We start from the raw sequence: 13,630 nt of genomic DNA on the forward strand, positions 1-13,630 counted from the left end.
GCGAAAGGATCACGGTGCCGGATAAGTATAAACCTGATGTACCGCTTCAATTTCAGCCAATACGTCTTCGCTTAACTCCAGATGCAAACTTTCGACGTTGGTTTTTAACTGTTCCATCGTCGTTGCGCCCAGCAGAGTGCTGGCAACAAACGGTTGACGGCGTACAAAGGCCAGCGCCATCTGCGCAGGATCGAGACCATGACGTCTGGCGATATCAACATACGCCGCGACGGCTTTTTGCGTCTGCTCGCTGCTGTAGCGGGTGAAGCGACTAAAGAGTGTATTGCGTGCGCCAGCCGGTTTTGCACCATTGAGATATTTCCCGGTCAGCGTGCCGAAACCCAGACACGAATAGGTCAGTAACTCGACGCCTTCATACTGACTGACTTCCGCCAGACCCACTTCAAAGCTGCGGTTTAACAGACTATAGGGGTTCTGAATAGTGACGATGCGCGGCAGATCGTGTTTGTCTGCCAGATGCAGATAACGCATTACGCCAAATGCGGTTTCATTCGACACGCCGATATAACGAATTTTTCCCGCGCGTTGGTACTCCGCCAGTGCATCCAGCGTGTCGAGCAGAGAAATCGCAGGGGCAGAATCCGTCCAGCTATAACCGAGCTTGCCGAAGCAGTTAGTCGGGCGCTGTGGCCAGTGCACCTGATAAAGATCGAGATAATCCGTCTGCAAACGTTTGAGGCTGTCATGCAGGGCTTCGCGGATATTTTTTCTGTCCAGCGCCTGATCCGGGCGAATGCCCTTGTCATTATTGCGCGACGGTCCGCTCACTTTGGAGGCGATAATTAACTTTTCGCGGTTGCCATGTTTTGCCAACCAGTTACCGACATAGGTTTCGGTTAAACCCTGAGTTTCGGGGCGCGGCGGTACGGGGTACATTTCGGCAACGTCAATAAGATTAATGCCCTGAGCGACGGCATAGTCGAGTTGTGCGTGGGCGTCGGCTTCGCTGTTCTGTTCACCAAACGTCATCGTGCCAAGCCCCAGCGTGCTGACTTCCAGCGAGCTGTGGGGTATACGGTGATATTGCATAGCCGTTTCCTTTTTATAATCACGACATAAGGAATATAAAAATGGCAGAGGGAAGGGAAAAGGGAAAGCGAAAAATCTTAAGGCCAGCCGGATGCTGACCTTATTTTTTAACGTTCAATAATTTGCGAGACATCATCACGGTTAATTTGCATAGCGTTACCTTGCTGATCGTGATAACTCACAAGCCCGGTATCATCGTCAATTTCCGGTTTTCCATCCGTCAGGATCATTCGACCATCTTTAGTTGCCATCACATAATCACTGCTACAACCGGAAACAGCAAATGCCAGTCCGACTGCAGAGATTAATACTGCCCATTTTTTCATCCGGTTATCCTCATTAAGCCCATCAATGATAATAGTCTGTTTATAATCTGACGTTATACATCTTGAAAGCAGGAAAGTCTTAAACTGTGAGGATAAAGGGAAGGCATTCGCTCTCCCGCAGAAGAGCGAACGGAACATCAGAGTGGATTCTTTTTATTGCGAATCAGGTTGAGGCTTTCTACTGCAATGGAGAAGAACATTGCGAAGTAGATGTAACCTTTCGGTACGTGGATATCGAAACTTTCCAGAATCAGGGTAAAGCCCACCAGAATCAGGAAAGAGAGCGCCAACATTTTCACTGATGGATGGCGTTCAACAAAATCACCAATTGAACGTGCGGCGAACATCATCACGCCTACGGCAATCACTACGGCCGCCATCATAATAAACAGATGATCCGACAGACCCACGGCGGTAATGACCGAGTCGAGGCTGAAAATAATATCCAGCAGCATAATCTGCACGATAGCACCGAGGAATGAAGAAACGCGTGTTTTCAGCCCTTCTTCTTCGCCTTCGATAGACTCGTGGATCTCCTTACTGGCTTTCCAGATAAGGAACAGACCGCCCAGCAGCAGAATCAAATCACGAGCGGAAATTTCCTGACTGAAGATTGTAAAAAGCGGATTCGTCAGGCGAGTAACCCAGGCAATTGATGCCAGCAGCGCCAGACGCATAACCATGGCTCCAGCCAGCCCCAGACGCCGCGCATGACCACGCTGTGCGGTGGGCAACTTTGCGACCACCAGAGAAAGGAAAATAATATTATCGATCCCAAGAACGATCTCCAGCAGCGTCAGCGTACCGAGCGCAAGCCAGGCGTTAGGATCGGTTATCCATGCAAATAACATCTAAAAAGCCCTGCCAAAAAAAATGAAGCGGTAATTATATGCCCGGAATGCGGCAGGTCAAAGCGATGGCTACTGGATCAAAAAATGACGCGCCAGTAGCGCACTGGTGAAATTCTTCTTCAAATAAAAACCGCGTGGCAGCGTCAGAATCCGTTCGCCCCGGGTGCCAATGGCTTCGGTCAGAGCTTTCGCATTCGCTGCTTTCGGCCGTATTTGTAAATATTCCCCATGACGAGCGGTGATTCGCTCAACCTGACCGAGGACAATCATATCCATCAATTCTTCCCAGTCCTCGCGCAACTGCTGGTCTTCCTCTTCATTCGGGCTCCACAACAACGGTGACCCTACGCGACGTAGCGCCAGCGGGATGCTGCGCTCGCCTTCAACCGGTATCCACAGCACCCGTTTGAGTTTGTGGCGCACGTGGCTGGTTTCCCAGGTCACGCCGCTATTGCCGGTTAACGGTGCAACACAAACAAATGTCGTTTCCAGCGGACGTCCCAGACTATCCACAGGAATCGTTTTGAGTTCCACGCCTAAAGCAGCAAAATCTTGTTCAGGTTTACTGCCAGCGCTGGCTCCGAGCCAGATCTCCAGTAACACACCGATCCAACCCTTATCGCGTTTTAAATTCTCCGGTGTAACCAACCCGGCAAGCGCCGCTAGTTCACCTAGTGTGTAACCAGAAAGTTGCTGTGCTTGTGCCAGTAACTGCGCTTCAGTTTCGGGGGGAGAGAGCAATGGGCGAGGTTGGGACATGGCTTAACACCTTGGTTAAAAAACAAGCAGCTATTCTGTGCCGAATACTCAGAGTGTAACTTTTTCCACATGCGTTGTTCAATTCTATGATTTATCTTGTTTTTTAATCTACAGGCTACTGTGTTGCGCAACGTCCAGGTGGGTTTTCCAATTCTGGTCACTGAAAATAAACAGGATCTTACACCATGTTATCCACAGAAAGCTGGGATAACTGTGAAAAACCCTCACTACTGTTTCCATTTACAGCCTTGACGTGCGACGAAACTCTAATTTTTAGTGGTACGGTGCTTAACTTAGTGGCACATTCTGTGGATAAATACGACGTTGGTTGATCTTTCGCCAACGCGTAAATGAGTGGTGTGACCATGGTCACAAATATCTCTGTATCATCACTCTTTACGTATATAATATACTGATTAATAAAAAATATTTTAAAGCGCGTTTATCCGGCTGATTCAGAGTGTTCTGGGTTTTCCCGTGGTAATTCCGTACTTCTTCACAACTCTATCCACAGAAAAGGTGAATAAAAACGGTTATCCGCCCCTTCCTCTGTTTATAACTCTGCACTTAACTGTGAGTTATTCAATTGTTATTAGTGTGTAATGCCCTGCAGAGAGTGGTTTACCGTCTTCCTGGAGTATGAAACAATCATTCGTATATAAAGCTTTATTTTGAGGTAGTCCGGTGATTGATGACGATGGCTACCGCCCAAACGTAGGTATCGTGATTTGTAATCGTCAGGGGCAAGTAATGTGGGCCCGGCGATTTGGTCAGCACTCCTGGCAGTTTCCGCAAGGCGGAATTAATCCCGGAGAATCCGCAGAACAGGCGATGTACCGTGAATTGTTTGAAGAAGTAGGATTAAGCCGTAAAGACGTTCGAATCCTTGCTTCAACACGTAACTGGTTGCGCTACAAATTACCGAAACGTTTGGTGCGTTGGGACACGAAGCCGGTTTGTATCGGCCAAAAACAAAAATGGTTTCTCTTGCAGTTGGTGAGCGGCGATGCGGAAATCAATATGCAAACCAGCAGTACACCAGAGTTTGACGGCTGGCGATGGGTAAGTTACTGGTATCCGGTCAGACAGGTGGTGTCATTTAAACGTGATGTCTACCGTAGGGTAATGAAAGAGTTCGCGAGTGTTGTGATGGCGCTTCAGGAAAATACGCCTAAACCACAAAACGCATCAGCTTATCGACGTAAAAGAGGTTAAGTCACGCCAATTATGCTCACTCGCCTGCGCGAAATAGTCGAAAAGGTAGCCAGCGCACCACGCCTGAACGAGGCGTTAAATATTCTGGTTACCGACATCTGTCTTGCGATGGATACTGAGGTCTGTTCGGTCTACCTGGCCGATCACGACCGACGTTGTTACTACCTGATGGCGACCCGGGGATTAAAAAAACCACGTGGTCGCACTGTAACGCTTGCGTTTGATGAAGGGATCGTCGGTCTGGTTGGCAGGCTGGCGGAACCGATAAACCTTGCGGATGCGCAAAAACACCCCAGCTTCAAATATATCCCCTCCGTAAAAGAAGAGCGTTTCCGTGCGTTTTTAGGCGTGCCGATTATTCAACGTCGCCAGTTGCTTGGTGTACTGGTGGTGCAGCAACGCGAACTGCGGCAGTACAACGAAAGCGAAGAATCCTTCCTGGTGACGCTCGCCACCCAGATGGCCGCCATTCTATCCCAGTCGCAGTTGACTGCGTTGTTCGGGCAATATCGCCAGACGAGAATCCGCGCATTACCGGCCGCGCCCGGTGTAGCGATTGCCGAAGGTTGGCAGGATGCAACGTTACCCTTAATGGAACAGGTGTATCAGGCTTCAACGCTGGATCCGGCGCTGGAACGTGAGCGACTGACCGGGGCGCTGGAAGAGGCGGCCAATGAGTTTCGCCGTTACAGCAAACGCTTTGCCGCCGGGGCGCAAAAAGAAACGGCGGCTATTTTCGATCTTTACTCACACTTGCTTTCCGATACGCGTCTGCGTCGCGAACTGTTTGCTGAAGTGGATAAAGGTTCGGTCGCAGAGTGGGCGGTGAAAACGGTCATTGAAAAATTTGCCGAACAGTTCGCCACACTAAGCGATAGCTATCTCAAAGAACGAGCGGGCGATCTACGCGCGCTGGGTCAGCGATTACTGTTTCATCTTGATGATGCCAATCAGGGGGCGAACGCCTGGCCGGAACGTTTCATTCTGGTGGCAGATGAACTGTCAGCGACTACCCTTGCGGAACTGCCTCAGGATCGCTTAGTCGGCGTTGTCGTGCGCGATGGTGCTGCCAACTCCCACGCCGCGATCATGGTGCGTGCACTGGGGATCCCTACCGTGATGGGCGCGGACATTCAGCCTTCGGTGCTGCATCGTCGGACGTTGATCGTTGACGGTTATCGTGGGGAATTGCTGGTCGACCCGGAGCCGGTGCTGCTACATGAATATCAGCGGCTGATTAGCGAAGAGATTGAGCTTAGCCGTCTGGCAGAAGATGATGTCAATTTACCCGCGCAGCTAAAAAGCGGCGAGCGCATAAAAGTTATGCTCAATGCGGGGTTAAGTCCGGAACATGAAGAAAAATTAGGCAGCCGCATTGATGGCATCGGACTCTATCGCACTGAAATTCCCTTTATGCTGCAAAGCGGCTTCCCGTCGGAAGAAGAACAGGTGGCGCAGTATCAGGGCATGTTGCAAATGTTTAATGATAAGCCCGTCACGCTGCGCACGCTGGATGTCGGTGCTGATAAGCAACTGCCTTACATGCCTATCAGCGAAGAGAATCCATGTCTTGGTTGGCGTGGGATCCGCATTACGCTCGATCAGCCGGAGATCTTTTTGATTCAGGTACGGGCGATGTTGCGTGCTAACGCCGCCACGGGCAACCTGAACATCCTGTTGCCGATGGTCACAAGTCTCGATGAAGTTGACGAAGCACGCCGCCTGATCGAGCGTGCCGGACGTGAAGTCGAAGAAATGATTGGTTACGCAATTCCTAAACCGCGTATCGGTATCATGCTGGAAGTGCCATCGATGGTATTTATGTTGCCGCATCTGGCAAACCGGGTCGATTTTATCTCGGTAGGCACCAATGATCTGACCCAGTACATTCTGGCTGTCGATCGCAACAACACGCGGGTGGCAAACATTTATGACAGTCTTCATCCTGCAATGCTTCGAGCCCTGGCGATGATCGTCCGGGAAGCGGAAGCGCAGGGGATCGACTTACGTTTGTGCGGTGAAATGGCGGGCGATCCCATGTGTGTGGCGATCCTCATTGGGCTTGGGTATCGCCATCTATCTATGAACGGACGCTCTGTCGCGCGCGTAAAATACTTGCTGCGGCGCATTGATTTTGCCGAAGCAGAAAATCTTGCTCAGCGCAGTCTGGAAGCGCAACTGGCGACTGAAGTTCGTCATCAGGTTGCGGCATTTATGGAGCGTCGCGGCATGGGTGGGCTGATTCGCGGAGGATTATAGCACGGTTCCTATACATATCTTTTAACGGTATCCGGCAACCAGCCAGGTCCCCTTGTGCTATTATTCGCACCTTTGGAGCGCCTGAAACCTGCGGCGTGCATTTCAATCGCTGTTCTCTTTCAGCGAAATAACAAGAACTTGTGGTGACAGATGACCAGTAGCTATCTGCATTTTCCGGAATTTGATCCGGTCATTTTCTCAATAGGACCCGTTGCGCTTCACTGGTACGGCCTGATGTATCTGGTGGGGTTCATTTTTGCAATGTGGCTGGCGGGGCGTCGGGCGAATCGTCCGGGCAGTGGCTGGACCAAAAATGAAGTTGAAAACTTACTCTATGCGGGCTTCCTCGGTGTCTTCCTGGGCGGACGTATTGGTTATGTTCTGTTCTACAACTTCCCGCAGTTTATGGCCGATCCGCTGTATCTGTTCCGCGTCTGGGACGGTGGCATGTCCTTCCACGGCGGCCTGATTGGCGTTATCGTGGTGATGATTATCTTCGCCCGCCGTACCAAACGCTCCTTCTTCCAGGTCTCTGATTTTATTGCACCGCTCATTCCGTTTGGTCTTGGTGCCGGGCGTCTGGGCAACTTTATTAACGGTGAACTGTGGGGCCGCGTTGACCCGAACTTCCCGTTTGCCATGCTGTTCCCTGGCTCCCGTACCGAAGACATTCTGCTGCTGCAAAACAACCCACAGTGGCAATCCATTTTCGACACTTACGGTGTGCTGCCGCGCCACCCGTCACAGTTGTACGAACTGCTGCTGGAAGGTGTGGTGCTGTTTATCATCCTTAACCTCTACATTCGTAAACCGCGCCCAATGGGGGCTGTCTCAGGCTTGTTCCTGATTGGCTATGGCGCGTTTCGCATCATTGTTGAGTTTTTCCGCCAGCCCGACGCGCAGTTTACCGGTGCCTGGGTGCAGTACATCAGCATGGGGCAAATTCTTTCCATCCCGATGATTGTCGCGGGTGTGATCATGATGGTCTGGGCATATCGTCGCAGCCCACAGCAACACGTTTCCTGAGGAACCATGAAACAGTATTTAGAACTGATGCAAAAAGTGCTCGACGAAGGCACACAGAAAAACGACCGTACCGGAACCGGAACGCTTTCCATTTTTGGTCATCAGATGCGTTTTAACCTGCAGGATGGATTCCCACTGGTGACAACCAAGCGTTGCCACCTGCGTTCCATCATCCATGAGCTGCTATGGTTCCTGCAGGGCGATACCAACATTGCTTATCTGCATGAAAACAATGTCACTATCTGGGACGAATGGGCCGATGAAAATGGCGATCTCGGCCCGGTGTATGGCAAACAGTGGCGCGCATGGCCAACGCCAGATGGTCGTCATATTGATCAAATCACCACGGTATTGAATCAATTGAAAAACGACCCGGACTCCCGCCGCATTATTGTTTCGGCGTGGAACGTGGGCGAACTGGATAAAATGGCGCTGGCTCCGTGCCATGCGTTCTTCCAGTTTTATGTGGCAGACGGCAAGCTTTCTTGCCAGCTTTATCAACGCTCCTGTGACGTCTTCCTCGGCCTGCCGTTTAACATCGCCAGCTACGCACTACTGGTGCATATGATGGCGCAGCAGTGCGATCTGGAAGTGGGTGATTTTGTCTGGACCGGTGGCGACACGCACCTGTACAGCAACCATATGGATCAAACCCATCTACAATTAAGCCGCGAGCCGCGTCCGCTGCCGAAGCTGATTATCAAACGTAAACCAGAATCCATCTTCGACTACCGTTTCGAAGATTTTGAGATTGAAGGCTACGATCCGCATCCGGGCATTAAGGCTCCGGTTGCTATCTGATTTACGAAACATCCTGCCAGAGCCGACGCCAGTGTGCGTCGGTTTTTTTTACCCTCTGTTAAATTCTTCGAGACGCCTTCCCGAAATTTTGCAACGCCCTGCAACAACGTAAATAGTGCGGAAGACGCGCCGAGAAAATAGAAACAGGGCCTCGCCTTTTTTTCTCCTCGTCGCATACTGCCGACATGAAAACACAACGTGGTTATACGCTGATTGAAACACTGGTTGCGATGCTGATTTTAGTCATGTTAAGCGCAACTGGACTCTATGGCTGGCAATACTGGCAGCAGTCGCAACGGCTATGGCAAACCGCCAGCCAGGCGCGGGATTATTTGCTCTATTTACGTGAGGATGCCAACTGGCATAACCGCGACCACAGTATCAGCGTCATCAGGGAGGGAACGTCATGGTGTCTTGTAAGTGCCGCCGCAGGGACGAATACCTGTCATGGCCATTCACCGTTGGTCTTTGTGCCACGCTGGCCCGAAGTCGAAATGAGTGACCTGACCCCTTCGCTTACGTTCTTTGGCCTGCGCAATACCGCATGGGCCGGGCATATTCACTTCAAAAACTCAGCGGGCGAGTGGTGGCTGGTGATTTCACCGTGGGGAAGACTCCGGCTTTGTCAGCAAGGAGAAACACAAGGATGTCTGTAAAAGAACAAGGATTTTCGCTGCTGGAAGTGCTGATTGCTATGGCTATCAGTAGCGTATTGCTGCTGGGGGCTGCGCGGTTTCTGCCAGCATTACAGCGGGAAAGCTTGATTACAACGCGCAAGCTGGCACTGGAAGATGAGATCTGGCTGCGGGTCTACACCGTCGCGAAGCATCTTCAAAGGGCTGGTTATTGTCATGGTAACTGCACTGGTGAAGGGCTGGAAATTGTCGGGCAGGGTGACTGCATCATTGTGCAGTGGGACGCGAACAGTAACGGTATCTGGGATCGTGAGCCGGTAAAAGAGTCCGACCAGATTGGATTTCGTTTGAAAGAGCATGTGCTGGAAACGTTACGTGGTGCCGCATCCTGTGAAGGTAAAGGCTGGGATAAAGTCACCAACCCGGACGCCGTCATTATCGACACTTTTCAGGTCCTGCGTCAGGATGTCAGCGGATTCTCGCCGGTATTAACGGTTAGTATGCGCGGTGCCAGTAAGGCTGAACCACAAACCGTGGTGGATGCCAGCTATAGCGTAACAGGATTCAACCTGTGAACCGTGAACGGGGCGTTTCATCGCTGGCACTGGTCCTGATGTTGCTGGTATTGGGCAGTTTGCTGCTACAAGGAATGAGCCAACAGGAGCGCAGTTTTGCTTCTCGGGTGACTATGGAAAGCCAGTCATTGCGTCGTCAGGCAATTGTACAGTCGGCGCTGGAATGGGGAAAAATGCACACCTGGCAGACGCAACCCGTAGTTCAGTGCTCACAGTTCGCTGCAACCGGTGCCCGAGTTTGTCTGCGTTTACTGGCTGATAGTGAAATCTTGCTGATTGCCAGTTATGAAGGCGTTTCATTATGGCGAACAGGCGAAGTGAACGATGGAAATATTGCTTTTTCGCCACACGGCTGGAGTGATTTTTGTCCGCAGAAAGAGGTGGCGTTATGTCAGCTTCCCTGAAGAATCAACAAGGCTTTAGTCTACCGGAAGTGATGCTGGCGATGGTGCTGATGGTGATGATTGTCACTGCGTTATCCGGTTTCCAGCGAACATTAATGAACAGTCTTACCAGCAGAGGCCAGTACCAACAGCTCTGGCGGCATGGCTGGCAGCAAACGCAACTGCGCGCGATTTCGCCACCTGCCAACTGGCAGGTCAACCGAATGCAGACATCGCAGGCGGGATGTGTCAGCATCAGCGTTACGTTAGTTTCACCCGGGGGCAGAGAAGGCGAGATGACCCGCCTGCATTGCCCGAATCGTCAGTAGTCAGGAGCCGCTATGTTAAGGGTCTACCATTCCAATCGTCTGGACGTGCTGGAAGCGTTGATGGAGTTTATCGTCGAACGCGAGCGGCTGGACGATCCTTTCGAGCCAGAGATGATTCTGGTGCAAAGTACCGGTATGGCACAGTGGCTGCAAATGACCCTGTCGCAGAAGTTCGGTATTGCGGCAAACATTGATTTCCCGCTCCCTGCGAGTTTTATCTGGGATATGTTCGTCCGCGTATTGCCGGAGATCCCCAAAGAGAGTGCCTTTAACAAGCAGAGCATGAGCTGGAAACTGATGACTCTGCTGCCGCAACTGTTGGATTGCGAAGATTTTACCCTGTTGCGCCATTACCTGACTGACGATAGTGACAAGCGGAAACTGTTTCAGCTTTCCTCAAAAGCGGCGGACCTGTTTGACCAGTATCTGGTCTATCGCCCGGACTGGCTGGCTCAGTGGGAAGCGGGACATCTGGTTGAAGGGCTGGGAGAAGCGCAGGCCTGGCAAGCTCCATTGTGGAAGGCGCTGGTAGAATATACTGACGAGCTGGGGCAACCTCGTTGGCACCGTGCCAATCTCTATCAACGCTTTATCGAAACGCTGGAGTCTGCAACGACCTGCCCGCCAGGGCTACCTTCGCGCGTATTTATCTGCGGTATTTCCGCATTACCGCCAGTTTATCTACAGGCGTTACAGGCGCTGGGTAAACATATTGAAATCCATCTTCTGTTTACCAACCCTTGCCGTTATTACTGGGGCGATATTAAAGATCCTGCGTATCTGGCGAAACTGCTAACCCGCCAGCGTCGGCACAGCTTTGAAGATCGCGAATTGCCGCTATTTCGCGATAGCGAAAATGCCGGGCAGTTGTTTAACAGCGACGGCGAACAGGATATTGGCAACCCTCTGCTGGCCTCATGGGGCAAGCTGGGGCGAGACTACATCTATCTGCTTGCTGATCTCCAGAGCAGTCAGGAACTGGATGCCTTTGTCGATGTTACTCCAGACAGCCTGCTGCATAACATTCAGTCCGACATTCTGGAACTGGAAAACCGCGCCGTCGCAGGCGTGAACCTTGAAGAGTTTTCCCGCAGCGATAACAAACGGCAGCTCGATCCGCAGGATAACAGCGTCACCTTCCATGTTTGCCATAGCCCGCAGCGCGAAGTTGAAGTCTTGCACGATCGATTGCTGGCGATGCTGGAAGAAGATCCGACACTCACTCCGCGCGATATCATCGTGATGGTGGCTGACATCGATAGCTACAGTCCGTTTATTCAGGCGGTGTTTGGTAGTGCTCCGGCGGATCGTTATCTGCCTTACGCCATTTCCGACCGTCGGGCGCGACAGTCGCATCCGGTACTGGAAGCATTTATCAGCCTGTTATCGTTGCCTGACAGCCGCTTTGTATCGGAGGACGTTTTGGCGCTGCTGGACGTACCGGTGCTGGCGGCGCGGTTTGATATCACCGAAGAAGGGCTGCGTTATTTACGCCAGTGGGTCAATGAATCCGGCATTCGCTGGGGGATTGATGACGACAACGTTCGCGAGCTGGAACTTCCCGCCACCGGGCAACACACCTGGCAATTTGGCCTGACGCGTATGTTGCTGGGCTACGCGATGGAGAGTGCTCAGGGAGAATGGCAATCTGTTCTTCCTTATGATGAGTCGAGCGGCTTAATTGCAGAGCTGGTGGGGCATCTGGCGTCACTGCTGATGCAGCTCAACATCTGGCGTCGCGGGTTGGCACAGGAGCGACCGCTGGAAGAGTGGCTGCCGGTATGCCGCGACATGCTCAATGCTTTCTTCCTGCCGGATGCGGAAACCGAAGCGGCGATGACGCTTATTGAGCAACAGTGGCTGGCTATCATCGCAGAAGGGCTGGGAGCGCAGTATGGCGACGTGGTGCCGCTGTCACTGTTACGTGATGAACTGGCACAACGTCTGGATCAAGAACGTATCAGCCAGCGTTTTCTTGCCGGTCCGGTCAATATTTGTACCCTGATGCCAATGCGTTCCATCCCGTTCAAAGTAGTTTGCCTGCTGGGAATGAACGATGGTGTTTACCCGCGCCAGCTCGCGCCGCTGGGTTTTGATTTAATGAGCCAGAAACCAAAGCGTGGCGACCGCAGTCGTCGCGATGACGACCGCTATCTGTTCCTGGAGGCGTTAATTTCCGCGCAGCAAAAACTCTATATCAGCTATATTGGGCGCTCCATTCAGGATAACAGCGAACGTTTCCCGTCGGTTTTGGTGCAGGAACTGATCGACTACATCGGGCAAAGCCATTATCTGCCGGGCGATGAAGCGCTTAACTGCGATGAAAGTGAGGCGAGGGTGAAAGCGCATCTTACTTGCCTCCATACCCGGATGCCGTTTGATCCGCAAAACTACCAACCCGGTGAGCGACAAAGCTATGCGCGCGAGTGGCTACCGGCAGCCAGCCAGGCAGGCAAGGCGCACTCTGAATTTGTTCAGCCACTGCCGTTTACCTTGCCGGAAACTGTGCCGCTGGAGACGCTACAACGATTCTGGTCACATCCGGTGCGAGCATTTTTCCAGATGCGCTTGCAGGTGAACTTCCGCACCGAAGACAGCGAAATCCCCGACACCGAGCCATTTATTCTGGAGGGACTTAGCCGTTATCAGATCAACCAGCAGCTATTAAATGCATTGGTCGAGCAGGATGATGCCGAACGTTTGTTCCGCCGGTTCCGGGCGGCAGGTGATTTGCCGTATGGCGCATTTGGTGAAATTTTCTGGGAAACGCAGTGCCAGGAGATGCAGCAACTTGCCGACAGAGTCATTGCCTGTCGGCAACCGGGGCAGAGTTTAGAAATCGATCTCACCTGCAATGGCGTGCAAATTACGGGCTGGTTGCCGCAGGTCCAGCCGGATGGTCTGTTGCGCTGGCGTCCCTCTTTGCTCAGTGTGGCACAGGGAATGCAACTTTGGCTGGAACACCTTGTCTACTGTGCCAGCGGTGGTAACGGTGAGAGTCGCCTTTTCCTGCGTAAAGACGGTGAGTGGCGTTTTCCGCCGCTTGCAGCCGAACAGGCTTTACATTACCTCTCACAACTGATTGAAGGGTATCGTGAAGGAATGTCCGCGCCGTTACTGGTGTTACCTGAAAGTGGCGGCGCGTGGCTAAAAACCTGTTATGACGCTGAACACGATGTCATGCTGGATGACGAGTCCACTGTGCAAAAAGCCCGTACGAAATTCCTTCAGGCTTACGAAGGCAACATGATGGTGCGTGGAGAAGGTGACGATATCTGGTATCAGAGGCTCTGGCGGCAATTAACGCCAGAGACAATGGAAGCCATCGTTGAGCAGTCGCAACGTTTCCTGTTACCGCTGTTTCGTTTTAATCAGTCATGAGTGTTGTATAAAAATTGCGCAATCCATTTGCTTACTTTAT

At 51.9% G+C, this 13,630-nt stretch carries 14 protein-coding genes; 10 read left to right on the top strand and 4 right to left on the bottom strand.

What is annotated here, in order from left to right; translation table 11 throughout:
• Positions 1 to 9: 9 nt before the first annotated feature.
• The 4 genes from BEA93_RS01455 to mutH all read right to left on the bottom strand — a co-directional run bounded on the left by BEA93_RS01455 (position 10) and on the right by mutH (position 2,986).
• Positions 10 to 1,050: an NADP(H)-dependent aldo-keto reductase gene (locus BEA93_RS01455; protein ID WP_105224346.1), complete on the bottom strand. Its 1,041-nt coding sequence runs from the start codon at positions 1,048 to 1,050 to the stop codon at positions 10 to 12.
• Positions 1,051 to 1,157: 107 nt separating this feature from the next.
• Positions 1,158 to 1,376 (bottom strand): lipoprotein YgdR, encoded by a 219-nt coding sequence (ygdR, locus tag BEA93_RS01460; RefSeq protein ID WP_000758660.1) that lies wholly within the window; start codon positions 1,374 to 1,376, stop codon positions 1,158 to 1,160.
• Between the two features lie 137 nt (positions 1,377 to 1,513).
• Entirely contained in the window at positions 1,514 to 2,227 is a 714-nt protein-coding gene (locus tag BEA93_RS01465; RefSeq protein ID WP_000895631.1) for a TerC family protein, read from the bottom strand.
• Positions 2,228 to 2,296: 69 nt separating this feature from the next.
• Positions 2,297 to 2,986: a DNA mismatch repair endonuclease MutH gene (gene mutH / locus BEA93_RS01470; RefSeq protein ID WP_000082178.1), complete on the bottom strand. Its 690-nt coding sequence runs from the start codon at positions 2,984 to 2,986 to the stop codon at positions 2,297 to 2,299.
• A 185-nt stretch (positions 2,987 to 3,171) separates the two neighbouring features.
• Between mutH and BEA93_RS26040 the strand changes: the two genes are divergently transcribed.
• From BEA93_RS26040 to recC, 10 genes are all read left to right on the top strand, one after another.
• Complete coding sequence (locus tag BEA93_RS26040; RefSeq protein ID WP_001516990.1) at positions 3,172 to 3,318, top strand: hypothetical protein; 147 nt, start codon at positions 3,172 to 3,174, stop codon at positions 3,316 to 3,318.
• Positions 3,319 to 3,670: 352 nt separating this feature from the next.
• Positions 3,671 to 4,201 (top strand): RNA pyrophosphohydrolase, encoded by a 531-nt coding sequence (gene rppH / locus BEA93_RS01475; protein WP_000564487.1) that lies wholly within the window; start codon positions 3,671 to 3,673, stop codon positions 4,199 to 4,201.
• A gap of 12 nt (positions 4,202 to 4,213) precedes the next feature.
• Entirely contained in the window at positions 4,214 to 6,460 is a 2,247-nt protein-coding gene (gene ptsP, locus BEA93_RS01480; RefSeq protein WP_105224345.1) for a phosphoenolpyruvate--protein phosphotransferase, read from the top strand.
• Between the two features lie 150 nt (positions 6,461 to 6,610).
• Entirely contained in the window at positions 6,611 to 7,486 is an 876-nt protein-coding gene (lgt, locus tag BEA93_RS01485) for a prolipoprotein diacylglyceryl transferase (RefSeq protein WP_000204650.1), read from the top strand.
• Positions 7,487 to 7,492: 6 nt separating this feature from the next.
• Positions 7,493 to 8,287: a thymidylate synthase gene (gene thyA, locus BEA93_RS01490; protein WP_000816232.1), complete on the top strand. Its 795-nt coding sequence runs from the start codon at positions 7,493 to 7,495 to the stop codon at positions 8,285 to 8,287.
• A 185-nt stretch (positions 8,288 to 8,472) separates the two neighbouring features.
• On the top strand, positions 8,473 to 8,943 hold the full coding sequence (locus tag BEA93_RS01495) for a prepilin peptidase-dependent protein (RefSeq protein ID WP_000857060.1): 471 nt from the start codon (positions 8,473 to 8,475) through the stop codon (positions 8,941 to 8,943).
• Complete coding sequence (locus BEA93_RS01500; RefSeq protein WP_000111600.1) at positions 8,934 to 9,497, top strand: prepilin peptidase-dependent protein; 564 nt, start codon at positions 8,934 to 8,936, stop codon at positions 9,495 to 9,497. Before BEA93_RS01495 ends, BEA93_RS01500 begins: the two co-directional genes overlap by 10 nt.
• Entirely contained in the window at positions 9,494 to 9,901 is a 408-nt protein-coding gene (locus tag BEA93_RS01505) for a DUF2509 family protein (protein WP_016249147.1), read from the top strand. Before BEA93_RS01500 ends, BEA93_RS01505 begins: the two co-directional genes overlap by 4 nt.
• On the top strand, positions 9,886 to 10,209 hold the full coding sequence (locus tag BEA93_RS01510) for a prepilin-type N-terminal cleavage/methylation domain-containing protein (RefSeq protein ID WP_001276464.1): 324 nt from the start codon (positions 9,886 to 9,888) through the stop codon (positions 10,207 to 10,209). Before BEA93_RS01505 ends, BEA93_RS01510 begins: the two co-directional genes overlap by 16 nt.
• 12 nt (positions 10,210 to 10,221) lie before the next feature.
• On the top strand, positions 10,222 to 13,590 hold the full coding sequence (recC, locus tag BEA93_RS01515; RefSeq protein ID WP_016249146.1) for an exodeoxyribonuclease V subunit gamma: 3,369 nt from the start codon (positions 10,222 to 10,224) through the stop codon (positions 13,588 to 13,590).
• Positions 13,591 to 13,630: the final 40 nt, after the last annotated feature.

The organism is Escherichia sp. MOD1-EC5950, assembly GCF_002965345.1.
Classification (GTDB): domain Bacteria; phylum Pseudomonadota; class Gammaproteobacteria; order Enterobacterales; family Enterobacteriaceae; genus Escherichia; species Escherichia marmotae.